The organism is Alkalibacterium sp. AK22 (assembly GCF_000585255.1).
Lineage (GTDB): Bacteria > Bacillota > Bacilli > Lactobacillales > Carnobacteriaceae_A > Alkalibacterium.
The window spans coordinates 33,264-56,555 of sequence record NZ_JANL01000015.1 but is presented as its reverse complement, the minus strand read 5'-3'; the positions used below and the strand labels follow the sequence as shown (position 1 = coordinate 56,555).

The following is a 23,292-nucleotide window of genomic DNA, read 5'->3' as shown; positions in this document are numbered from 1 at the left end:
AAATCCTGGCACCTCCTTTAGTTAGACTCTGAACTCATTAAACTTCTTTAACATCGACCAAATGGGCGATATGCTTGATTGCGCCTCTTGTAAATTCATTATCTGGTCTGACTACTGTGCTGTGCAGTTTTCTTAGACCAAGTGACTGAACTGCTTGGTGTTGCTTTTGAGGACGACCAATCAAGCTGCGCTTTAGGGTAATTTCTAAGTTTGCCATTATGTCATCTCTCCTTATCCAAGTAATTCTTCTACGGTTTTACCGCGAAGTTTAGCCACATCTTCAGCACGTTTCAGGTTACCAATTCCGTCGACCGTTGCACGAATCATGTTGATTGGTGAACTTGATCCAACTGACTTGGAAGAAACGTCCTGTACTCCAGCTAATTCCAGAACCGCACGGACAGGTCCGCCAGCAGATACTCCAGAACCGGCAACAGCTGGTTTCAAAATGATTTTACCGCCGCCGTGGCGTCCGATAATACGGTGTGGAAGAGTAGTCCCAACCATAGGTACTTCCACAAGATTGTTTTTAGCTGCTTCGATCGCTTTACGGATTGCTTCAGGAACTTCCTGAGCTTTACCGGTACCGAAACCAACGTGTCCGTTTCTGTCTCCAACAACGACTAAAGCGGCAAAACGCAGACGACGTCCACCTTTAACAACTTTAGTAACACGGTTGATTTCTACTACGCGATCTTCAAGATCTAATTTAGATGCATCAATATGAGTTGTCATGTACTGTAACTCCTCCTTTTCTTAGAATTTAAGTCCGTTTTCACGGGCAGCGTCAGCTAGTGCTTTAACGCGTCCGTGGTACTGATATCCGCCACGGTCGAAAACGACTTCTGTTACGTCTTTTTCTGCAGCGCGTTTAGCAACTAAAGCGCCGACTGCAGCAGCCTGTTCTACTTTCGAATCACCTGAAGCATCAGTGTCCAGTGTAGATGCACTTGCGAGCGTTACACCCTCTACATCATCAATGACTTGAGCGTAGATGTTTTTATTCGAACGGAATACATTCAAACGTGGGCGCTCAGCAGTACCAGAAAGATTTCTGCGGATACGTTTCTGTCTCTTTTTGCGTAGCTTGTTTTTATCTGGTTTTGTAATCACAATTGTCACCTCTTTATTCAAGATTCTCTTAACAGAGATCGTCAGGTAAACCGGTAAACTGGAAAGCAGAACAGAGTGAAAACATTCACCGGGCTCCACTTAATCAGATTACTTACCTGTTTTACCTTCTTTACGGCGTACGTTTTCGCCTCTGTAGCGAATTCCTTTACCTTTGTAAGGCTCTGGAGGACGTACGGCACGAATGCTGGCAGCCAATGCGCCAACTTTTTCCTTGCTTGCACCTTTAACAGATACAACAGTGTTTGATGGTACTTCAACTGTCAGTCCTTCAACCTGTTCAAATTCAACTTGGTGTGACAGGCCAACATTCAGTACAAGTTTATTACCTTGCAGTTGTGCACGGTAACCAACACCGTTCAATTCTAGAACTTTTTCAAATCCTACAGATACACCTTCAACCATGTTGTTTACTACAGCACGTGTTGTTCCGTGAATCGTACGGTTTGCTTTAGAATCATTTGGACGGTGGAAAGTCATTTCGTTGTCTTCGATTTTAATATCAATAACAGGGCTCACTTCACGGGATAGTTCACCGTTTTTCCCTTTAACTGTTACCACGTTACCGTCGATGTTTACCTCAACACCTTCAGGGATCGTGATTGGTTTATTTCCGATACGGCTCAAAGTCCGGCACCTCCTTCATCTTTCTTAATGATTACCAAACGTATGCGAGGACTTCTCCTCCGATGTTTTTAGCACGTGCAACTTTATCAGTAACAACACCTTCTGAAGTGGACACTAGGGCAACACCCAGTCCGTTCAGTACTTTAGGCATTTCTTCTGCGTTAGCGTAGACACGCAAACCTGGTTTAGAGATACGTCTGACACCAGTGATTACACGTTCGTTGTTTTGACCATATTTCAAGAAAATGCGGACGATGCCTTGTTTGTCATCTTCCACGAATTCAACATCCTTGACGAAACCTTCTGATTTCAGGATGTCGGCCATAGCTTTCTTTAGGTTAGAAGCAGGAATTTCCACTTTCGTGTGACGCGCATTGTTTGCGTTACGAATACGAGTCAGGAAATCTGCGATTGGATCTGTCATGACCATTCGTTGTAGCCTCCTTTACGGCAAGTTTTTCAGTTTCATTTCTACCAGGCATCTAGTCGCTATAATACTTGGGCAACAGGAGTTGATACGTTCAACTCCACGTTTTACAAATATGATAGGTCTCAGTCATCAACCTTGCAGCAGTTTCGGTTTACCAACTTGCTTTTTTGACACCAGGAATTTTTCCTTCGTGTGCAAGTTTACGGAAGTTGATACGTGACATGCCAAATTTACGCATGTAACCTCTTGGTCTACCATCGATTTTATCTCTGTTCTGTAAGCGGGTAGGAGAAGCATCTCTTGGCAGTTTAGCCAGTGCTTCGTAATCTCCCTTTTCTTTCAACTCTTTACGAATAGCTGCATACTTTTCAACTGTGCGCTGCTGACGTTCAAGTTTAGCGATTTTACTTTTTTTAGCCATTACTAATTTCACCCTCCTAACAGGTAGTTTAGGTTATTTCTGGAACGGCATTCCCATTTGTCCGAGGAGCTCACGAGCTTCTTCGTCTGTGTTAGCTGATGTGACGATAACAATATCCATACCGCGGACTTTATCTACATCATCATAGTCAACTTCAGGGAAAATTAGTTGCTCTTTGATCCCCAGCGTGTAGTTACCACGGCCGTCAAATGCATTTTTGCTCACTCCACGGAAATCACGTACACGAGGTAATGAAACAGAAACTAATTTATCCAGGAAATCATACATGCGTGCTCCACGCAGCGTAACTTTCGTACCGATCGGCATACCTTCACGTAGACGGAAACCGGCGATAGATTTCTTCGCGCGTGTGACAACTGGTTTTTGTCCAGAAATTAATGTTAGTTCTTCAACTGCTTTGTCTAAGTTTTTAGTGTTTGAAACAGCGTCACCCACACCCATGTTGATAACGATCTTGTCAACTTTCGGTGCTTCCATGACTGAGCTGTATTCAAATTTCTCAACTAATGATGGACGAACATCATTGTTATACTTTTCTTTAAGGCGTGTCATTTATGAATGCCCTCCTTTCCTGCTTTGAATTAAAGTGCTTCGCCAGATTTTTTAGCGTAGCGTACTTTCTTGCCATCTTCAAACTTGAATCCTGCACGGGTAGCTTCCCCTGATTTAGGATCGATCAGCTGAACGTTGGAAACGTGAATCGGTGCTTCCGTTTCAACAATTCCGCCTTCTTGTCCCATTCCTGTTGGACGGGTGTGTTTCTTCATGATGTTGAGTCCTTCAACGATCACTTTGTTTTGTTTAGGCATAGCAGAAAGGACTGTTCCTTCTTTACCTTTGTCCTTACCAGCTATCACTTTAACTTTATCTCCAGTTTTAACAAACATTCTCTAGCGCACCTCCTTATGACGTATATCGGAATTATAGTACTTCCGGAGCTAACGAAACAATTCTCATAAAGTCATTCTCACGTAATTCACGAGCAACTGGTCCGAAGATACGTGTTCCACGTGGTGCTTTGTCTTCACGAATAATTACACATGCGTTTTCGTCAAATTTGATATATGAACCGTCTGGGCGTCTCGCACCAGATTTAGAGCGAACGATTACTGCACGAGCAACGTCTCCCTTTTTAACAACGCCGCCTGGTGTTGCATGTTTAACCGTAACAACAACTTCGTCTCCGATGTTTGCTGTCTTAGCGCCTGATCCACCCAATACTTTGATGACCAGCACTTCACGTGCACCAGAGTTGTCTGCGACTTTCATTCGACTTTCTGTTTGAATCACGTTAGGATCCTCCTTTCAAACTCACGTTGGAGCTTTTATGCTCCCCGTTGTGTTTATGCCGTCTTATCGGCGAAAAATTTCTTAAAGAACGATAGCCTCTTCGACCACTTCAAGTAAACGGAATCGTTTATCTTTTGACAATGGACGAGTTTCCATGATTTTTACAACGTCGCCTGTTTTAGCTGTGTTGTTTTCATCATGTGCTTTAAATTTAGTTGAATACTTCATTTGCTTTTTGTATTTCGGGTGTGACTTACGTGTCGCGATTTCAACAACGATGGTTTTATCCATTTTGTCTGAAACAACTTTACCCTGGTAGACCTTACGGTCGTTACGTTCAGCCATTTTTTAGCCTCCTTTGATTAAGCTATTACACTCACGTATTACTTAACCATTTCTGCTTGACGCAAAACAGTTTTTACACGAGCAATATTTTTACGGACCTCTTTGATGCGAGCGGTGTTTTCCAATTGTCCAGTAGCTAATTGAAAGCGTAAGTTAAATAGCTCTTCTTTAAATTCTGCTTCTTTTTCAATCAATTCAGTAGTGGATAAGCCTGTTAATTCATTAGCCTTCATTTGAGTCACCACTTTCTTCACGAGTTACTATCCGTGTTCTAACGGGTAGTTTGTGTGAAGCTAAACGCAATGCTTCGCGAGCGACTTCGTCAGATACGCCACCGATTTCAAACATGATTTTACCACGTTTCACAGGGGCTACCCAGCTTTCAGGAGCTCCTTTACCAGAACCCATACGCACTCCGATTGCTTTAGCTGTCACGGGTTTATGAGGGAAGATTTTAATCCATACTTTCCCACCACGTTTCATATAACGAGTCATCGCTATACGAGCTGATTCGATCTGTCTGCTTGTGATCCATACAGAATCAACAGCTTGCAGTCCATATTGACCATAGGCAATTTCTTTTCCACCTTTAGCTTCTCCGCGCATCTTTCCACGGAACTCACGACGGTGTTTTACACGTTTTGGTACTAACATTGATTATTTCCCTCCTTTCTTGTCTTCAGTTTTTGCTGGAAGAACTTCTCCTTTGTAGATCCATACTTTTATGCCTAGTTTACCGTAAGTTGTATCGGCTTCTTCGTTAGCATAATCGATGTCTGCACGCAGTGTGTGCAAAGGAACAGTTCCTTCCGAAAAGCTTTCGCTACGAGCAATGTCTGCGCCGTTCAAACGACCTGCAACCATTGTGCGGATACCTTTAGCTCCCATACGCATAGCGCGCTGGATTGCTTGTTTCTGTGCACGACGGAATGAAATACGGTTTTCAAGCTGATCAGCGATGCTCTTCGCTACTAGAGTAGCGTCCAGATCAGGACGTTTAATTTCCACGATGTTGACGTGTACTCTCTTGCCTGTCAGTTTGTTCAAGTTGTTTCTCAAAGCGTCAACCTCAGAACCACCTTTACCAATAACCATTCCTGGCTTAGCAGTGTGAATTGACACATTGATTCTGTTTGCTGCACGTTCAATTTCTACACGAGAAACGGAGGCATCACTTAGTCTCTTAGCAATGTACTCACGAACAGCCATATCTTCATGTAATTTGTCTGCAAAATCTTTGTCTGCGTACCATTTAGCGTCCCAGTCTTTGATGACGCCAACTCGCAGCCCATGAGGATGTATTTTTTGTCCCATTGATTACCCCTCCTTCTTCTCAGTTACCACTACTGTAATGTGGCTTGTTCTTTTGTTGATGCGTGAAGCTGCACCTTTTGCACGAGGGCGGAACCTTTTTAGGGTTGCTCCTTCATTGACATAGGCTTCGCTTACGACTAGCTCTTCAATATCCATATCGTAGTTGTGTTCAGCATTTGCAATTGCTGACATCAAAACTTTTTCTACCGCTTCCGCTGCTCCTCTGTTAGTGAAGCGAAGGATAGAAATAGCTTCTGCAGCACTTTTCCCTCTAATGGTATCGACTACCATGCGTGCTTTACGCGGTGCGATTCGAACCGTACGAGCAGTTGCTTTTGCTGCTGTTACTGTTTCTGCCATGAATGTATCCTCCCTTCGCTATTAACGTCTAGTTGTGCGGTCGTCTTTTCCGTGTCCGCGGTACGTTCTTGTTGGTGCAAATTCACCTAGTTTGTGTCCTACCATGTCTTCTTGAACATAGACGGGCACGTGTTTTCTTCCATCGTATACGGCAATGGTATGACCTACAAAGTTCGGAAAGATTGTTGAGCGACGTGACCATGTCTTAATGACACGTTTGTTGTCGTCATCCATTTCGCGAACTTTTTTCATCAGATGACTATCGACGAAAGGTCCCTTTTTCAAACTACGGCTCATGTATTGCCCTCCTTTTGGGGTTGTCCCCTATTAATTCATCAAGTACTTCAGTCTTTTATGACTTATTTTTTGTTTTTACGACGACGTACGATAAGCTTGTCTGAACGCTTCTTAGAACTACGTGTCTTCTTACCAAGAGTTGGTTTACCCCATGGTGACATTGGGCTTGGGCGTCCGATTGGAGCCTTACCTTCACCACCACCGTGCGGGTGATCGTTCGGGTTCATTACAGATCCACGAACAGTTGGACGTTTACCTAACCAGCGGCTACGTCCAGCTTTACCGATGTTAATCAGTTCGTGCTGTTCGTTACCGACAGTACCGACAGTCGCACGACAAGTCAGAAGGATCAGACGGCTTTCGCCTGAGCTTAGACGGACAAGTGCGTACTTGCCTTCTTTACCCAATACCTGAGCTGATGTTCCGGCTGAACGGACAAGTTGTCCACCTTTACCTGGTTTCAATTCGATGTTGTGGACAAACGTACCTACTGGGATATTTTTAAGTGGCAGTGCATTCCCTACTTGGATATCTGCATCTGGTCCAGAGAAAATATCTGTTCCTACTTTAAGTCCTTTAGGTGCCAGGATGTAAGTTTTTGTTCCATCTTCATATTGAACCAATGAAATGTTTGCGGAACGGTTTGGATCATATTCAATCGTTTTGACAATACCGCGAACGCCATCTTTCTGACGTTTAAAGTCGATTACACGGTATTTGTGCTTGTGGCCTCCGCCTTGATGACGGACAGTGATTTTACCAGCATTGTTACGTCCAGCACGCTTAGGGTTTGGCTTCAGCAAGCTCTTTTCAGGTGTGCTTGTTGTGATTTCCGCGAAATCAGACCCTGTCATGTTACGACGTCCGTTTGTGGTTGGTTTATACTTCTTAATCGCCACGTGATTCCCCTCCTTGTTAAACTAGTTTCTAGTAAATAATATACTTGCTTTTGCTTACTCTTCGTCTCCGAACAGTGCGATGTCGTTAGAGTCTTGAGTCAAAGTAACGATCGCTTTACGACGCTGCTTTGTCAATCCTTCATAACGTCCCATACGCTTAGGTTTACGCGCTGTGTTCAGTACGTTTACCTTGTCGACTTTAACGTCGAAAATTTCTTCTACAGCTTTTTTGATTGCTGGTTTCTTAGCACGAACATCAACTTCGAAGGTATACTTCTTGTCATCCATAGCATACATAGAAGCTTCAGTGATGATCGGGCGTAAAATTACGTCGCGTGCATCCATTATTGAAGAGCCCCCTCTACTTGTTCCAGAGCAGCCTTCGTCAAGATGAGTTTGTCATGCGCAACAACATCAAGCACTGATACATTGTTTGGAGCTACTACTTTAACTCCTGGAATGTTGCGTGCTGACAGTTTTGCAAATTCATTGTCATCTTCCAAGACAACCAGAGCTTTTCTATTCACGTCTAAGTTGTTTAGTACCGCTCTGAACTCTTTCGTTTTTGGTGCGTCGAAGTTCAATCCGTCTACTACGACGATTTCTTCATCAATGACCTTAGTGGACAATGCTGATTTGATCGCCAGACGACGAACTTTCTTCGGCAATTTGTAGCTGTATGAACGAGGTGTTGGTCCGAATACGGTACCTCCTCCACGCCATTGTGGTGAACGGATAGACCCTTGACGGGCACGTCCAGTTCCTTTTTGACGCCATGGTTTGCGTCCTCCGCCGCGTACTGCGCTACGGTTTTTTACTGCATGTGTTCCTTGTCTTAGTGACGCACGCTGCATAGTGATTGCATCAAAAACAACGTTCTCGTTTGGTTCGATACCAAAGATTGCATCATTTAATGTTACATCGCCATTTTGCGTTCCGTCTTGTTTGAATAACGTTACAGTTGGCATTCTGCTAGTCCTCCCTTCCTAATCTTTTACTTGTCTGCTTTTTCCGCAGTTTTAATTTGTACAAGTGATTTCTTTGATCCAGGTACGTTACCTTTGATCAGTAGAACGTTGCGCTCAGTGTCCACACGAACGATTTCAAGGTTTTGTACAGTGACTTGGTCGCCACCCATACGTCCGGCTAGTTTCTTACCTTTGAAAACTCTCGCAGGATGAGTAGCCATACCCATTGATCCAGGACGACGGTGATAACGGGAACCGTGTGTTTCTGGTCCACGACTCTGGCCGTGACGCTTGATAACACCCTGGAATCCTTTACCTTTAGACGTTCCTGTTACATCGACGATATCGCCTTCTGCAAATGTGTCTACTAATACTTCGTTTCCAACTTCTACGTCACCTAGCTCTGCATCTCTGAATTCTCTAATGAAGCGCTTAGGAGCCGTGTTAGCTTTTTTAACATGACCTTGTGCCGGTTTGTTAGATAGAACTTCACGTTTATCTTCGATTCCCAACTGGACAGCGTTATAACCGTCTGTTTCAACAGTTTTAACTTGCAGTACCACGTTAGGTTTCACCTCAACAACAGTTACAGGAAGCATTTCGCCTGATTCACTGAAGATTTGAGTCATTCCGACTTTTTTACCCAAGATTCCTTTGGTCATGATTACACCTCCGTTTAAGTTTGATTTTTATTTTGTAATTTATCTATCGTCATTACTGATTAAAGTTTGATTTCGATGTCTACACCTGACGGCAGGTCAAGTTTAGTCAGCGCGTCAACAGTCTTTGGTGTTGGATTCAAGATATCCACAAGACGCTTGTGCGTACGCATTTCAAACTGCTCACGTGAATCTTTGTAAACGTGTGGTGAGCGGATAACTGTGTACAGTTTACGTTCAGTTGGCAATGGGATTGGACCAGATACGCTTGCTCCAGTTCTCTTTGCCGTTTCAACGATTTTGTCAGCTGATTGATCTAGTACTCGATGCTCGTAAGCTTTTAGACGAATACGAATTTTTTGTTTTGCCATGATGTTTCCCTCCTTCGCTTATTTAAAAAATAAACCTAGCTCCACGAAAATTTTCGACTGCCCTCCATGGCAATGCATCCGGGTGTGTCGTAACCTCTCGCTTCCTAGCCGTGGTTCCGTGAACGATGCCACCTAGCACAACTATTATTACACAGGTTTAATAGTTTCTGCCGAGATAACCCTCTCTCACAGACACCTATACAAGTATACAGACAACACAGAGCAGAATCAAGTGTTTTTAAAGGATTTATCCAATAAATCCAGACTTTTCCCTTACTCCAGTCAATGATCGGCATACTTCTAGTATTATAGGCAATTTCTTTGCCTCTCGCACCCTTTAGCCTCTAAAAAAGTGGATTTTTTACGTTCCTCTTCACTTTTCAGACACATTCCCTACTTATAGCGTTTTCGGCTGTCTGTTTGGAGCACGGGACCGTCTAGATTAGAGGGCCTTGTCCTTTCTTGTACAAAGTGCTGTCCGCCCCCATGATGGGCAGTCCGCCTGGTTGATTTCACTTAAAATAATATATAATAGAAGAAACCAGCTTCACCATCTTTCCTTTTCCCCGTATGCCCAGCTTCAATTTGTTTACCGGGCAGCTGCTTTATCCGTGTGCATTCATTTGATAACCGTGTTCACTTATTAATTGTAACCATTTCATGAAACTCTTGCTTAGTCCGTTGTGTTATCCTCTTTTTCTCTATACAATAGTTAAAACCCTTACATCTTTTTCATTTCATTGCACAGACGATCCAGCCTGTTAACACAAGTAGATACATTAAATTATATATCGAGGGAGCCAGCCTATGACATTTTCAGAAGCGACCGAGCAGTCAGTAAGTAAACTGCATACGTTAATCGATACTGTTGACCGCATCATCATTGGTAAAAAAGAAGTAACCCGCTTGACCATTGTGGCGATGCTTGCCGGCGGACATGTTTTATTCGAAGATATTCCCGGTGTTGGAAAAACTTTGCTGATCCGAACCATAGCCAAATGCCTAAAAGCGGATTTTGCCCGCATCCAGTTCACCCCCGACTTGATCCCTTCAGATATCGTCGGTTTTTCTGTACCGTCTGCTGATGGAACCGTCTTTGATTTTCAAAAAGGACCCATATTTAATCAACTGCTCCTGGCAGACGAAATCAACCGGACATCGCCACGTACACAGGCCGCCATGCTTGAAGCCATGTCCGAAAAACAGGTAACCATCGACGGCAGCACCTACAGACTTCCTGAGCCTTTCTTTGTCTTGGCTACACAGAATCCGGTCGAGTATGAAGGCACCTATCCTCTCCCGGAGGCTCAGCTCGACCGCTTCTTCTTTCAATTGTCTCTTGGCTATCCCGATACTGAACAGGAAGTCCTGATGCTCGCTTCTCCCGATCAGCACGAAGCTGTTGAACAGCTAAAGCCGGTTATGCCGCTTGAAGAGTTTCTTCTATTAAAAGACACCGTACAAAGCATTCATGTAGAAGAAAATCTCCTGCACTATATCGTCTCCCTGGCTGGCCTGACTCGAACCCATCCTGACCTGCGTCTGGGAATCAGTCCGAGAGGAAACCAGTATTGCCTCGCTGCTGCCCGGGCTCATGCGCTGATTAATAGCCGGGACTTTGTCACACCTGAAGACATATTAACTGTACTCAAGCCAATTTACCGCCATCGCCTCCTGTTTGAAAATGCATTGTCCAAGCCGGAGGTAGATGCTTTTATTGACGAGCTGACCAAAGACCTGGTTGTTCCGACGGTCAAGGGCAAAAGATGGTGGGATTTGAAATGACTAAACTGCGTCTGATTCTTTACTTTTTTCTATATGTCCTGATTCTGCTTTATACATTGGCCTTCGCTACAACGGTGTCCTGGTTTATTCTGTATTCCTTCACTTTAATGCTCCTCCTTGCTTTTTTGTCGTCCAGGCAGCGCCTCGTCATTTATGGAGTCAACTGGTACAAAACTGAATCTGGAAAGGTAGGGGTTTCCTGTAAAGTACGCGGCAGACATCGGCTCCCTCTTGTTCTGTCATCGATGAGTCTAAAGTTAAATACAGAGGGCCACAGCAACACACAATACAGCACCTGCTTCCTTTCTCGCCTTGTACCGGTATATTTCCAGCCTGTCAAACTGACTAGAGGACTGCATGAACACCTCAGGCTGGATATCGAGGCCGTCAGTATATTCGGACTATGGAAACGCCGGCTCACATACGCGTTACCTGTCCATATTGAGATTTATCCTGCTGTAATGACCAAAACAAATCGGGGTAAGTTGATGCGCAATATTACCCCTAGACTCTCAGTTGCTCTTCACTCACCTATTCACGAATTTTATGTAAAAGAAATCCGGCGCTACCAGCAGCGGGATGCCATGAGCCTGATTGACTGGAAAACCAGTCTCAGACGTGGACACTGGATGGTCAAGGACTACGAACACGAAGAGGAAGCACCCATTGATATTTATTTTTATGGTACAGCTTCTGATGAGTTTGAGTTTTTACTGAGTATTGCCTACAACTTGGTAATGGAACTAAATCCGTCTCTTACTCCCAATCTCTATCTATTAGGCATGTTCGGTAATCGTCCGGGAATTCGACAGTCCATCAGCGATTTTTTATCCATTCAGCCTGTAGATAATCCAGCTTCCCTCTCTGATTTGTATAGGCATTCACTCGTCACTGACAGAAAGCGTATCATTATCAAAGCCAGCCGCTGTACCCTTCCTTCACAGCAGACAGCCAATCAGCCAGACCTGATTCTGACTGAACACGACCTTCACTTTTTAAAAGGAGGATGACCTCACTGCCATGTTCTTAACCAACAAACTGGACAGCTTCAGGGATGTCCTTATCGGTATCGTCCATTATCTAGTTTTTATTCCAGTAGCCACGTTTGCTTTTGAACTCAACCGACTGACCGGCACTGCTTCACTTGCTTCCTTCTTTATTACCACGCAGCTGATTGCTGTGGTCGTAAAAAAAGGCTGGCTCTTTTTCAGTCTACAAGCGGGACAGCTCATGCTGTTCTTATACGTTTTATTTCCTCAAACAGCAAACAGCGCGGAAAGCCGCTTCTGGCTGACTAAAACAGTTGAAGCTCTATACGGTCAGTTCAGCGGGCTTCTGGCCGGCGAACTGACCGTTACTCCCCAGCTCCTGATCATGACACTTCTTTTTGTTACAGTCAGTTTGCTGACTTATTTAACGCTATTCGCCAAGCTCGCCATTCCGTCTTTTCTCGTTGGCTTTATTTATCTAATGATTGTCCACACCTTCAGCGCTAACCGGGTACTGCCTGAAATGATTCAGCTGATTGGATTTGGCTTTATGCTGATTGCACTGATGCAGCTGAATACACGGACAAGCTGGCTTGCTTTTTCTAAAAGCTTTGCCTACACAGCCCTGTTCACTTTTGGACTGACCCAGTTGTCCATATGGGGAATTGATCGTCTAAGGCCAACACAGGAATGGATCGAATCCCGTTCACAGACTTTGCAAAAAGAACTAGATAACCGGGGAGTCTTTGACTGGATTAATGCCTACTCAAGCGGGATGGGATTCAAGCGTACAGGAATGGGCTTGGATGACTCAAGACTTGGCGGTCCCTTGACCCAAGACTTCACGCCTCTCTTCCGTGCCTACACTGAAAATCCATACTACTGGAAAGTACTGCACCGAACAGAATACACGGGTCTCGGGTGGGAAAGCGACTCGGAGGAACTGCCTAGACAAGTGGCCTCTCCCTATAACGTAGCTCATGACTTTACAGCAACAGCCGAACAGCGGGACCAGCTTATGGAAGAGGAATCTATTTCCTTTATTACTGTCGAGTGGCTAGAGGAGGCTAACTACATTGCCTACCCTTACGGCTGGTATGACTTGGACATCGAGACATCAGATCTTCCTTACACGCTAGAGCGCTTTGAAAGCAGCATGTTCTATGCTCTGGAATCTGAAGCTGAGCCTTTGACTACCTACAGTGTGTCTTATGACAATACTTTCCCGACACGCTTCGATGAAGAGCTGCTCAGAGAAGATGATGACTGGCGTGAGCGCTATTTCGAAGCCTTCAGTCAAAGCCAGCCGGAAGATGATCAGCCCTTTACGGGCTCCCGCGAATTTGTCACGCACTATTTCATGGATGAACTGCAACTGCCGGATACTCTTCCCCAAAGAGTAATCGATCTGGCAGTCGAGCTGACAGAGGATCTGGAATACGAATATGAAAAAGTCCGGGCGATTGAAACATTTCTAAAAGAGGACGGCGGGTACCGCTACAGCTTGCTAGAAGTGGAAAATACACCGGACGGCGGAGACTATGTTGATCACTTCCTCTTCGAATCACAAATCGGCTACTGCAATAATTTTTCTTCGGCTATGGCTGTCATGCTCCGGGCGATAGGCATACCTACTCGGTGGACTAAGGGATTTACACCCGGCGCTATCTATACTGATGAGAGCGAAACCCCTTTTTACCAGGTCAGTAATTCCAATGCGCATTCATGGGTCGAAGTCTTCTTTCCAAGTCATGGCTGGGTCCCTTTTGAGCCCAGTCCTTCATTTTCAAATCCTATGACCGATTTGGACCCTGTTCTGGCAGGTACGGACGAACCCTTGTCTTTTGACGATGGGGATCTGATTGATCTGGAAGAGCAGACACGCGACAGTCAGGAAGCCGAAGAACTGGCTGGTCTAGAGGAAGATGGCGACTTCAGTGATACTGAAAATCCAGGTCTAACCGGAGAAGTGACCCGCGCTGACACTGAAACAGACCGTCGCTGGACCGGAAGAGGCCACCTGACTATCGCTGCCTTCCTGATATCCATCGTCGTTGTGACTGTATTCAGATGGAGCCTTGCCATGAATCTGATTAAATGGCTCATTATTAGACGATGGATCAGGCTGGATCAGGCTTGCAGGTTGATCTTGAGACTGCTTCGTTTCAAGTCCAAGCGACATCCCTCTGAAACAGTCAGCCAGTACCTCACCCACTGGAAACCTTTCTTGCTCAACAAAACAGACGCCATAGACGCCTTTGCGCAGTTAACAGATACTGCCTTTTACAGCTCCGGACAGCCTAGCAGACGTTGGACTCCAGAGCAAACTGCTGTGATTACCGATATACTCGATCTGCTGCCCGACTTACCTGATCTCAAGCGGCAACAGCCCGTCAGCCATCCTTTAAGCGGTAAGCTGATTCACTGAACGTATACAAAACAAAGACTATGTGCCCTGATAGGATAATCACAAAGACCTCACCTAGCCAAGAACCGGTAGTTTCCGGCTTCTAGGCAAGTGAGGCCTTTTACTTTTCATTGTACGGAGCTTGATCAAGTTTTTGCCAGCAGTAAAGCTAGAGAACAAAAAAAGCACTTGGAGGACAAGCCTCCAAGTGCTTTTGATAAAATCATTGTCAGATATTACTCAACAATTTTAGTTACAACGCCGGCTCCAACAGTACGTCCACCTTCACGGATAGTGAATTTAGTACCATCTTCAACAGCGATAGGAGCGATTAGAGAAACGCTCATTTCTGTGTTATCGCCAGGCATAACCATTTCAGTTCCTTCTGGAAGTTCAACAACACCAGTTACGTCTGTTGTACGGAAGAAGAACTGTGGGCGGTAGTTTGTGAAGAATGGAGTGTGACGTCCACCCTCTTCTTTAGAAAGAACATAAACTTCCGCATCAAATTTTGTGTGAGGAGTGATTGATCCTGGCTTAGCCAGAACTTGTCCACGCTCGATGTCGTCACGGGAAACTCCACGTAGAAGTGCTCCGATGTTGTCTCCAGCTTCTGCGTAGTCAAGCAATTTACGGAACATTTCAACACCTGTAACAGTTGTTTTAGCAGTATCTTTAATTCCGATAACTTCAACTTCGTCACCGACACGTACTTCACCAGTCTCAACACGACCAGTTGCAACCGTACCACGACCAGTGATTGAGAATACGTCCTCAACTGGCATCATGAATGGCTTAGCAGAGTCACGCTCAGGAGCTGGGATGTAGTCATCTACAGCTTGCATCAATTCAAGAATTTTCTCTTCGTAGTCTGCTTCGCCTTCAAGAGCTTTAAGAGCAGAACCAGAAACTACAGGAATGTCGTCGCCTGGGAAGTCATATTCGCTTAGAAGATCACGAACTTCCATTTCAACTAGTTCTAGTAGCTCTTCATCGTCAACCATATCAACTTTGTTCAGGAATACAACGATGTAAGGAACGCCAACCTGACGTGAAAGCAGGATGTGCTCACGAGTCTGAGGCATTGGTCCGTCAGCAGCAGAAACTACAAGAATAGCTCCGTCCATCTGAGCAGCACCAGTGATCATGTTTTTAACGTAGTCTGCGTGTCCTGGGCAGTCAACGTGTGCATAGTGACGTGTATCTGTTTCGTACTCAACGTGTGAAGTAGAAATTGTGATTCCACGCTCTTTCTCTTCTGCAGCACCATCAATAGAATCGTATGCTTGAGCTTGTGCATAACCTTTCTTAGAAAGTACTGTAGTGATTGCAGCTGTTAGGGTTGTTTTACCGTGGTCGACGTGTCCGATTGTTCCAATGTTCATGTGCTGCTTGGAACGGTCAAATTTTTCTTTTGCCATTTTAAACATTTCCTCCTTAGGGTTGTCTTCATTTTTTTAAATAGAAAAAGAGTTTTCTATTCCTATTTCCACTAATTAATTATACCGATTGAACAGTATAAAATCAATTGATTTGGCAAATCACAGCACGCTTCTCTCTATCATAGAATGATTCAAGAAGCATGCCTGACTGCCACAGGGGACAGATACGTATTACTGTCCGCCGTTTTTCTTGATGATTTCTTCGGCAATGCTCTTAGGCACTTGCTCATAGTGATCGAATTGCATTGTAAACGTTCCGCGACCTTGTGTTGCAGAACGCAGAGCAGTTGCGTAACCGAACATTTCAGCCAGTGGAATGCTTCCTCTGACGATTGTTGCGTTTCCGCGCTGTTCAGATCCTTCGATGTTTCCGCGACGAGCAGAAATGTGACCCATGATATCACCCATGTAGTCTTCAGGTACCGTTACTTCAACAGCCATCATTGGCTCAAGAATAACTGCGCCTGCTTCCTTAGCAGCATTTTTAAGTGACAGTGAAGCCGCCACCTTAAAGGCCGTCTCGTTTGAGTCGACATCGTGGTAAGATCCATCGTAAAGTTTAGCCTTGACGTCTACTAGTGGGTAACCAGCAAGAACACCGTTATCCAGTGACGCTTCAAGACCAGATTTAACCGCTGGGATATATTCACGTGGAACAACCCCACCAACGATTGCATCTTCGAATTCAAAACCTGCTCCTTCTTCGTTTGGTGTAAATTCAATCCAGACGTGTCCGAACTGACCTTTACCACCAGACTGACGAACAAATTTACCTTCGGATTTAACCGGTTTGGTGAATGTTTCACGGTAAGATACCTGAGGCGCCCCAACGTTCGCTTCAACTTTAAACTCACGTTTCATACGGTCAACGATAATGTCTAGGTGAAGCTCACCCATACCGGCAATAATCGTTTCGCCTGTCTCGTGGTCAGTTTCTGCACGGAAAGTTGGATCCTCTTCAGCAAGCTTCTGCAGAGCGATACCCATTTTGTCCTGGTCAGCTTTTGATTTAGGCTCAATCGCTACCTGGATTACCGGCTCAGGGAATTCCATTGATTCCAGGATAACTGGGTTATCCAGGTCACATAGCGTGTCCCCTGTTGTAGTATCTTTCAGCCCAACTGCAGCAGCGATGTCTCCGGAGAAGACTTCTGCAATCTCTTCACGAGAGTTCGCGTGCATTTGCAGGATACGGCCGACACGCTCACGCGTATCTTTTGTTGCGTTCAGGATGTATGAACCTGATTCAAGCGTACCGGAGTATACTCGGAAGAAAGTCAGACGTCCAACGAACGGGTCCGTTGCTACTTTAAATGCAAGAGCAGAGAAAGTCTGGTCGTCGCCAGCTTCAACTTTGATCGTTGCATCTTCGTCTCCTTGTTTGTGACCAACAATGGCACGAACATCCAGTGGAGATGGAAGGTAGTCGACAACAGCGTCCAGCAGAAGCTGAACCCCTTTGTTTTTGAAGGCAGAGCCCACAAGCACAGGGTAGAAGTCAACACTTAGAGTAGCGGTACGGATACCGGCTTTCAGCTGCTCTTCAGAGATTTCTTCTCCTTCAAGGTACTGCATCATGAGTTCTTCATCCATGTCTGCAACAGCTTCTACCAGCTTCGTGCGCCATTCCTGTGCCAGTTCCATGTAGTCTTCTGGGATGTCTTCTTCAGTGATTTCAGTTCCCAGGTCGTTACCGTACATGAATGCTTTCATCTTAACAAGGTCGATAATCCCTTTGAAGTCATCTTCGGCACCGATCGGCAACTGGATTGGGTGTGCATTAGCCTGCAGACGCTCATGAAGGGTTTCATTTGCGTGAAGGAAGTCAGCACCCAGTTTATCCATTTTGTTGACAAAAACAACACGAGGTACACCGTAAGTTGTCGCTTGACGCCATACGGTTTCAGTTTGTGGCTCAACACCAGACTGTGCATCCAATACCGCAACCGCTCCATCTAGTACACGAAGTGAACGTTCTACCTCAACGGTAAAGTCCACGTGTCCAGGAGTGTCGATGATATTGACTCGGTGATTGTTCCACTGAGCAGTTGTCGCTGCGGAAGTAATGGTAATTCCACGCTCCTGCTCTTGCTCCATCCAGTCCATTTGTGAAGCACCTTCGTGTGTTTCACCAATTTTATGGATTCGGCCAGTGTAATAAAGGATACGCTCAGTCGTAGTTGTTTTACCAGCATCGATGTGAGCCATGATTCCAATATTACGTGTCTTTTCTAGAGGAAATTTTCTTTTAGCCACTAATCATTACACCTCTCTTATATAAATATCCGCCATGTTTCCATGACTCAGAGTCTTAAATAGAAGAAAACAGAGGTATCCAGACACACAGACACTAAATGCTGTGCGTCCAGACAGGATCCTCTTCTTCTTACCAGCGGTAGTGAGCAAACGCTTTGTTTGCTTCAGCCATACGGTGGATTTCTTCACGTTTACGAACAGCAGCTCCAGTGTTGTTTGCTGCGTCCATGATTTCTTTAGCCAGTCTGTCTTGCATGGTGTTTTCTCCACGTAGACGAGCGTAGTTTACCAACCAGCGCAGTGCTAGGGTCGTACGACGATCTGAGCGTACTTCCACAGGCACCTGGTAGTTGGAACCTCCTACACGACGAGCTTTAACTTCTAGTACAGGCATGATGTTTTTCAGTGCTTGTTCAAACACTTCCATTGGGTCATTGCCTGTCTGTTCTTTAATTTGATCAAATGCATCATACAAAATCGTAGACGCCTTCCCACGTTTACCGTCAACCATCAAGCGGTTGATCAAGCGGGAAACCAGTTTAGAATTGTACATTGGATCTGGCAATACATCACGTTTTGCTACAGGACCTTTACGAGGCATTCAAATTCCTCCTTTCAGGAATAATAATAATTTCGAGTTTTTGGTGAGTTCGGCTTGACGCCTCACTCCACTATTTTTATCCAGTTTCGTTCGGCAGCTCCCCACTCCATTCACCTGATCCATTCGCTGTGCAGCCTGAGGCTTGCTCGCTGAAATGTCTCCGGTGGATGTCAGGACGAGCTTGACGCCTCACTCCACTATTAAATTATATTTATTTAGGACGCTTCGTTCCGTATTTAGAACGGCCTTGCTTACGGTCTGTAACACCAGCAGTATCAAGCGCTCCACGAACGATGTGGTAACGTACACCCGGCAAGTCTTTTACTCGACCTCCACGGATCAATACCACGCTGTGCTCCTGCAAGTTGTGACCTTCACCAGGAATGTATGCTGTAACTTCGATCATGTTAGACAAACGAACACGAGCATATTTACGTAACGCTGAGTTAGGTTTTTTAGGAGTCATTGTTCCTACACGTGTACAAACACCACGTTTCTGTGGAGAGTATACGGTAGTCTGCTTGCGCTTTTGAGTGTTGTACCCTCTGTTCAACGCAGGTGACTCAGATTTGCTTGTTTTAGACTTACGAGGCTTACGAATAAGTTGATTCATTGTAGGCATGTTGTGTTTCCTCCTTCCATTCTTTTCTGTAGAATACGTGCTTTTCTAAGTCCACACATCCAGGCGGTTCCTTTTTAAGCAAAAAGAATGATCGCCTGACAGCGACATCTTCTGTTACTTTGAAAAAGCCTTGATATACGGGTTTGTTTTGCTTGTCTTGTATGAAACATCGACTTTCTAGTTTATTTCACAGGCAGCTACCTGTCAAATAACCAGAACACAAAAGCACCTCTAGCATAGTACCACGTCCATGCAGGGTTGTCAACGTCTTGCCTGAACTTTTTCAAACACAATAGAATGTCAGAGCAGCACAGTGGCTGCCCTGTTCATTCTCTGGTTAAACGGCTCGGGACAATTACAGATGTTTATTCTGTAATTTCTGCATCTTCGCTGATGCTGTAGACATTTTCACTGACTACGCCCACTTCTTTTGGCTTCATATCGTTGTATACCTTCATACCTGTTCCAGCTGGAATAGATTTTCCGATAATAACGTTCTCTTTCAGTCCAATCAGTTTATCGTTCTTACCTCTGATTGCTGCATCGGTCAGGACACGCGTTGTCTCCTGGAAAGATGCGGCAGAAAGGAAACTGTTTGTTTCAAGAGACGCTTTGGTAATTCCCAGTAGTACTGGACGGGCAGTAGCCGGTAGTCCTCCAGATAATAGAGTAGACTTATTGGCTTCTTTGAAGTCGTAGATATCGACTAGACTTCCCGGCAGAATGCTGGTATCGCCTGGATCCATAACACGTACTTTTTGAAGCATCTGTCTTACCATAACCTCAATGTGCTTGTCACCGATTTCTACCCCTTGACTGCGGTAGGCATACTGAACTTCTTTCAGCATGTAGTTCTGAAGTTTGATGACGTTACTAATGGCCAGGAGTTGTTTCGGCTCGATTGAACCTTCACTTAGTCCATCTCCACGCTCAACAAAACTTCCTGCCTGCACACGCATACGTGCATTGATTGGCAGTGTATAGCTTCGGGTATCTGTTGCACCCTTGATGGTGACTTCTTTAGTCCGTTCGCTTGGATTCTCTTCGATGGACACCACTTCACCTGTAACTTCTGTGATTGTTGCTTGTCCTTTAGGATTTCTTGCTTCGAAGATTTCCTGAACACGCGGCAGACCTTGAGTGATATCGTCCCCTGCTACTCCTCCAGTGTGGAAGGTACGCATGGTCAGCTGAGTACCTGGCTCACCGATTGACTGAGCAGCAATGGTTCCAACTGCTTCCCCGACTTCAACCTCACGGCCGGTTGCCAGGTTGCGTCCGTAACATTTCTTACATACACCGTGGTTGGTGTTACATGTAAAGACGGAACGAATCGTTACTTTCTCGATGCCTGCTTCAGCAATGTCTTTAGCAATGTCTTCTGTAATCAGATCATTTTCTTTGACCATTACTGCACCTGTTTCAGGATGCTTAACGGTCTTACGGGCATAACGGCCTGTAATACGCTCTTCAAGTTCCTCGATAACCTCATTGCCGTCACGCAGAGTGACAGCTTCCAGTCCACGTTTCGTTCCGCAGTCTTCTTCACGGATAATAACATCCTGAGCGACGTCTACCAGACGACGGGTCAGATAACCGGAATCGGCAGTTTTCAGGGCCGTATCGGTCATGCCTTTACGGGCTCCGTGTGTAGAAATGAACATCTCGAGAACGGACAGGCCTTCACGGAAGTTGGACGTGATTGGGAGTTCCATGATTCGTCCACTCGGAGCCGCCATCAGTCCACGCATACCAGCCAGCTGAGTAAAGTTGGAGATGTTACCACGGGCACCGGAGTCACTCATCATGAAGATGTTGTTGTGATTATCCAGAGAGTGCATCAGGTGCTCCTGGATGGTGTCTTTCGTCTTCGTCCAAACTTCAATAACTGCAGTATAACGCTCTTCTTCCGTAATCAGACCCCGACGGTGCGACGCATTGATACGGTCAACTTTGGTGTGTGCCTCATCAAGAATCTCCTGTTTTTCCTGCAGATTCGAAATGTCGGCAATCCCTACGGTAATACCTGATTTTGTTGAGTGCTTGTAGCCCAAGTTCTTCATTTTATCCAGCATCTTGGATGTTTCCGTGACCTGGAATCGTTTAAAGACTTCAGCGATGATGCTGCTCAAGTTTTTCTTCTTGAACGGATTGACAATCTCAGCATCTTTAATATGCTGTCTGATGTTTGTACCGTAGGCAACAAAGTACTTATCTGGTGTCTGCTTCTCCAGGTTAGCCTGTGAAGGTTCATTCAAGTAAGGGAACTCGGCCGGCATGATTTCGTTAAAAATCAGCTTACCAACAGTTGTAATCAAATACTTGTCTTTCTGCCAGTCAGTAAAAGGCTTCTCTGGCAGTGCAGACGCATGAACAGCCACACGCGAGTGCAAGTGTACATAGCCGGTCTGATACGCCTGAATCGCTTCAGACTGACTGGAGAAGACCATACCTTCTCCTACTTTTCCAGCATCTTCCATGGTCAGGTAATAGTTACCCAGGACCATATCCTGTGAAGGCGTTACAACAGGTTTCCCGTCTTTAGGATTCAAGATGTTCTGTGCCCCCAGCATGAGAATACGGGCTTCTGCCTGTGCTTCATCACTCAGCGGAACGTGAACAGCCATCTGGTCTCCATCAAAGTCGGCATTATAGGCTTCACAGACGAGCGGGTGAAGACGAATTGCTTTCCCTTCGACTAGGATGGGCTCGAATGCCTGGATACCCAGACGGTGAAGCGTAGGGGCCCGGTTCAACAGAACGGGGTGCTCACGGATGACATCTTCCAGAACAGCCCAGATTTCTTCGTCCAGTCTTTCAACTTTACGTTTGGCATTTTTTATGTTGTTGGCAATCTCTCTAGCAACCAGTTCTCTCATAACAAATGGTTTGAAGAGTTCAATCGCCATTTCTTTCGGCAGACCACACTGATACATTTTCAGGTTTGGTCCAACAACGATAACGGAACGGCCGGAATAATCGACACGTTTACCGAGCAAGTTCTGACGGAAACGTCCCTGTTTACCTTTTAGCATGTGAGAAAGTGATTTAAGCGGACGGTTACCCGGTCCGGTTACAGCACGCCCACGACGTCCATTATCAACTAGCGCATCTACAGCTTCCTGCAGCATTCGCTTCTCGTTCTGTACGATAATGTGCGGAGCGTTTAAGTCCAGCAAACGCTTCAAGCGGTTGTTACGGTTGATGACTCGGCGGTAAAGATCGTTCAAGTCACTTGTCGCAAATCGTCCACCTTCTAGCTGCACCATTGGACGCAGCTCAGGCGGGATGACAGGAACAACGTCCATAACCATCCATGACGGATCGTTTTGAGAGTGTCTAAATGCTTCCAGGATATCCAGTCGACGGACCGCACGGGTACGCTTCTGGCCTGTCGCTGTCTGAAGCAGTTCTTTCAGTTCATCCACTTCTTCTTCCAAGTTAACATCATCCAACAGCGTCTTGATCGCTTCTGCACCGATTTCAGCACGGAATTTTGTTCCGTACTGTGCACGGCGCTCACGGTACTCCCGTTCAGTCATCAGTTGTTTTTTCTCAAGCGGTGTGTCGCCAGCATCAGTCACCACGTAGGAAGCGAAATAAATAATCTCTTCCAGTGCCCGAGGTGACATATCCAGCACAAGTCCCATACGACTCGGAATTCCCTTAAAGTACCAGATGTGCGTAACTGGAGCTGCAAGTTCCAAATGCCCCATGCGTTCACGTCTTACTTTTGACTTGGTGACTTCCACGCCACAGCGGTCACAAACGATGCCTTTATAGTGCACACGTTTATACTTTCCGCAGGCACACTCATAGTCCTTGGACGGGCCAAAAATTCTTTCACAGAATAGGCCGTCTTTTTCAGGTTTAAGTGTACGGTAATTGATTGTTTCCGGTTTTTTTACTTCTCCGTAAGACCAGCTGCGGATCTTATCCGGAGAAGCCAGTCCGATCTGAATACTTTCAAATTTATTTACATCGATCAAAGGGGCTACCTCCCTTTAGTAGATTATAGAGCTGCCCTAGTGCTCCTTGTTACTTAAAGACGAGAAAG

General features: G+C 45.4%; 28 protein-coding genes. 3 read left to right on the top strand and 25 right to left on the bottom strand.

Annotation, left to right across the window (positions count from 1 at the left end; genetic code table 11):
• Nucleotides 1-37: 37 nt before the first annotated feature.
• The 20 genes from rpmD to rpsJ all read right to left on the bottom strand — a co-directional run bounded on the left by rpmD (nucleotide 38) and on the right by rpsJ (nucleotide 9,133).
• The gene (gene rpmD, locus ADIAL_RS03055; RefSeq protein WP_034299914.1) at nucleotides 38-217 is read right to left on the bottom strand and encodes a 50S ribosomal protein L30; all 180 of its coding nucleotides are present in this window, start codon (nucleotides 215-217) and stop codon (nucleotides 38-40) included.
• A gap of 14 nt (nucleotides 218-231) precedes the next feature.
• Nucleotides 232-735, bottom strand: a complete 504-nt coding sequence (rpsE, locus tag ADIAL_RS03050) for a 30S ribosomal protein S5 (protein ID WP_034299911.1) — start codon at nucleotides 733-735, stop codon at nucleotides 232-234.
• 21 nt (nucleotides 736-756) lie between these two features.
• Nucleotides 757-1,122, bottom strand: coding sequence for a 50S ribosomal protein L18 (gene rplR, locus ADIAL_RS03045; RefSeq protein WP_034300113.1), 366 nt, complete (start codon nucleotides 1,120-1,122; stop codon nucleotides 757-759).
• Nucleotides 1,123-1,221: 99 nt separating this feature from the next.
• A complete protein-coding gene (rplF, locus tag ADIAL_RS03040; protein WP_034299908.1) occupies nucleotides 1,222-1,758 on the bottom strand; it encodes a 50S ribosomal protein L6 in 537 nt (178 codons plus the stop codon).
• 31 nt (nucleotides 1,759-1,789) lie between these two features.
• On the bottom strand, nucleotides 1,790-2,188 hold the full coding sequence (rpsH, locus tag ADIAL_RS03035; protein ID WP_034299905.1) for a 30S ribosomal protein S8: 399 nt from the start codon (nucleotides 2,186-2,188) through the stop codon (nucleotides 1,790-1,792).
• 151 nt (nucleotides 2,189-2,339) lie between these two features.
• Nucleotides 2,340-2,609, bottom strand: coding sequence for a 30S ribosomal protein S14 (rpsN, locus tag ADIAL_RS03030; protein ID WP_034299903.1), 270 nt, complete (start codon nucleotides 2,607-2,609; stop codon nucleotides 2,340-2,342).
• Between the two features lie 33 nt (nucleotides 2,610-2,642).
• Nucleotides 2,643-3,182, bottom strand: coding sequence for a 50S ribosomal protein L5 (gene rplE, locus ADIAL_RS03025; protein WP_034299900.1), 540 nt, complete (start codon nucleotides 3,180-3,182; stop codon nucleotides 2,643-2,645).
• Between the two features lie 29 nt (nucleotides 3,183-3,211).
• Complete coding sequence (gene rplX / locus ADIAL_RS03020; RefSeq protein WP_034299897.1) at nucleotides 3,212-3,517, bottom strand: 50S ribosomal protein L24; 306 nt, start codon at nucleotides 3,515-3,517, stop codon at nucleotides 3,212-3,214.
• 34 nt (nucleotides 3,518-3,551) lie between these two features.
• Nucleotides 3,552-3,920 carry a 50S ribosomal protein L14 gene (gene rplN, locus ADIAL_RS03015; protein ID WP_034299895.1) on the bottom strand — a complete coding sequence of 123 codons (369 nt, stop codon included), beginning with the start codon at nucleotides 3,918-3,920 and terminating at the stop codon, nucleotides 3,552-3,554.
• An 81-nt stretch (nucleotides 3,921-4,001) separates the two neighbouring features.
• On the bottom strand, nucleotides 4,002-4,265 hold the full coding sequence (gene rpsQ, locus ADIAL_RS03010) for a 30S ribosomal protein S17 (RefSeq protein WP_034299893.1): 264 nt from the start codon (nucleotides 4,263-4,265) through the stop codon (nucleotides 4,002-4,004).
• 38 nt (nucleotides 4,266-4,303) lie between these two features.
• Complete coding sequence (rpmC, locus tag ADIAL_RS03005) at nucleotides 4,304-4,498, bottom strand: 50S ribosomal protein L29 (RefSeq protein ID WP_034299890.1); 195 nt, start codon at nucleotides 4,496-4,498, stop codon at nucleotides 4,304-4,306.
• Nucleotides 4,488-4,919, bottom strand: coding sequence for a 50S ribosomal protein L16 (rplP, locus tag ADIAL_RS03000; RefSeq protein WP_034299888.1), 432 nt, complete (start codon nucleotides 4,917-4,919; stop codon nucleotides 4,488-4,490). Before rplP ends, rpmC begins: the two co-directional genes overlap by 11 nt.
• A gap of 3 nt (nucleotides 4,920-4,922) precedes the next feature.
• A complete protein-coding gene (gene rpsC, locus ADIAL_RS02995; protein ID WP_034299886.1) occupies nucleotides 4,923-5,579 on the bottom strand; it encodes a 30S ribosomal protein S3 in 657 nt (218 codons plus the stop codon).
• A gap of 3 nt (nucleotides 5,580-5,582) precedes the next feature.
• Entirely contained in the window at nucleotides 5,583-5,939 is a 357-nt protein-coding gene (gene rplV / locus ADIAL_RS02990) for a 50S ribosomal protein L22 (protein ID WP_034299884.1), read from the bottom strand.
• A gap of 21 nt (nucleotides 5,940-5,960) precedes the next feature.
• Nucleotides 5,961-6,236 carry a 30S ribosomal protein S19 gene (gene rpsS / locus ADIAL_RS02985; protein WP_034299882.1) on the bottom strand — a complete coding sequence of 92 codons (276 nt, stop codon included), beginning with the start codon at nucleotides 6,234-6,236 and terminating at the stop codon, nucleotides 5,961-5,963.
• Nucleotides 6,237-6,298: 62 nt separating this feature from the next.
• Nucleotides 6,299-7,135 (bottom strand): 50S ribosomal protein L2, encoded by an 837-nt coding sequence (rplB, locus tag ADIAL_RS02980; protein ID WP_034299880.1) that lies wholly within the window; start codon nucleotides 7,133-7,135, stop codon nucleotides 6,299-6,301.
• A 54-nt stretch (nucleotides 7,136-7,189) separates the two neighbouring features.
• Entirely contained in the window at nucleotides 7,190-7,480 is a 291-nt protein-coding gene (rplW, locus tag ADIAL_RS02975; protein ID WP_034299878.1) for a 50S ribosomal protein L23, read from the bottom strand.
• Nucleotides 7,480-8,103, bottom strand: coding sequence for a 50S ribosomal protein L4 (rplD, locus tag ADIAL_RS02970; RefSeq protein WP_034299875.1), 624 nt, complete (start codon nucleotides 8,101-8,103; stop codon nucleotides 7,480-7,482). Before rplD ends, rplW begins: the two co-directional genes overlap by 1 nt.
• Nucleotides 8,104-8,129: 26 nt before the next feature.
• Nucleotides 8,130-8,765: a 50S ribosomal protein L3 gene (gene rplC, locus ADIAL_RS02965; RefSeq protein ID WP_034299873.1), complete on the bottom strand. Its 636-nt coding sequence runs from the start codon at nucleotides 8,763-8,765 to the stop codon at nucleotides 8,130-8,132.
• 59 nt (nucleotides 8,766-8,824) lie between these two features.
• Nucleotides 8,825-9,133 carry a 30S ribosomal protein S10 gene (gene rpsJ, locus ADIAL_RS02960; protein ID WP_034299870.1) on the bottom strand — a complete coding sequence of 103 codons (309 nt, stop codon included), beginning with the start codon at nucleotides 9,131-9,133 and terminating at the stop codon, nucleotides 8,825-8,827.
• 807 nt (nucleotides 9,134-9,940) lie between these two features.
• Between rpsJ and ADIAL_RS02955 the strand changes: the two genes are divergently transcribed.
• The 3 genes from ADIAL_RS02955 to ADIAL_RS02945 are packed head-to-tail and all read left to right on the top strand — an operon-like array spanning nucleotide 9,941 to nucleotide 14,335.
• Nucleotides 9,941-10,918 (top strand): AAA family ATPase, encoded by a 978-nt coding sequence (locus ADIAL_RS02955; protein ID WP_034299867.1) that lies wholly within the window; start codon nucleotides 9,941-9,943, stop codon nucleotides 10,916-10,918.
• The gene (locus tag ADIAL_RS02950) at nucleotides 10,915-11,928 is read left to right on the top strand and encodes a DUF58 domain-containing protein (protein WP_034299864.1); all 1,014 of its coding nucleotides are present in this window, start codon (nucleotides 10,915-10,917) and stop codon (nucleotides 11,926-11,928) included. The genes ADIAL_RS02955 and ADIAL_RS02950 overlap by 4 nt, the downstream gene beginning before the upstream one ends.
• A 10-nt stretch (nucleotides 11,929-11,938) precedes the next feature.
• Nucleotides 11,939-14,335: a transglutaminase-like domain-containing protein gene (locus ADIAL_RS02945; RefSeq protein ID WP_034299860.1), complete on the top strand. Its 2,397-nt coding sequence runs from the start codon at nucleotides 11,939-11,941 to the stop codon at nucleotides 14,333-14,335.
• Between the two features lie 215 nt (nucleotides 14,336-14,550).
• Here ADIAL_RS02945 and tuf read toward each other — a convergent pair whose 3' ends face one another.
• From tuf to rpoC, 5 genes are all read right to left on the bottom strand, one after another.
• Nucleotides 14,551-15,735: an elongation factor Tu gene (gene tuf, locus ADIAL_RS02940; RefSeq protein WP_034299858.1), complete on the bottom strand. Its 1,185-nt coding sequence runs from the start codon at nucleotides 15,733-15,735 to the stop codon at nucleotides 14,551-14,553.
• 192 nt (nucleotides 15,736-15,927) lie between these two features.
• Entirely contained in the window at nucleotides 15,928-18,012 is a 2,085-nt protein-coding gene (fusA, locus tag ADIAL_RS02935; RefSeq protein ID WP_034299856.1) for an elongation factor G, read from the bottom strand.
• A 130-nt stretch (nucleotides 18,013-18,142) separates the two neighbouring features.
• The gene (gene rpsG / locus ADIAL_RS02930) at nucleotides 18,143-18,613 is read right to left on the bottom strand and encodes a 30S ribosomal protein S7 (protein WP_034299854.1); all 471 of its coding nucleotides are present in this window, start codon (nucleotides 18,611-18,613) and stop codon (nucleotides 18,143-18,145) included.
• 211 nt (nucleotides 18,614-18,824) lie between these two features.
• Complete coding sequence (gene rpsL, locus ADIAL_RS02925) at nucleotides 18,825-19,235, bottom strand: 30S ribosomal protein S12 (RefSeq protein ID WP_034299852.1); 411 nt, start codon at nucleotides 19,233-19,235, stop codon at nucleotides 18,825-18,827.
• A gap of 365 nt (nucleotides 19,236-19,600) precedes the next feature.
• A complete protein-coding gene (rpoC, locus tag ADIAL_RS02920; RefSeq protein WP_034299850.1) occupies nucleotides 19,601-23,224 on the bottom strand; it encodes a DNA-directed RNA polymerase subunit beta' in 3,624 nt (1,207 codons plus the stop codon).
• Nucleotides 23,225-23,292: the final 68 nt, after the last annotated feature.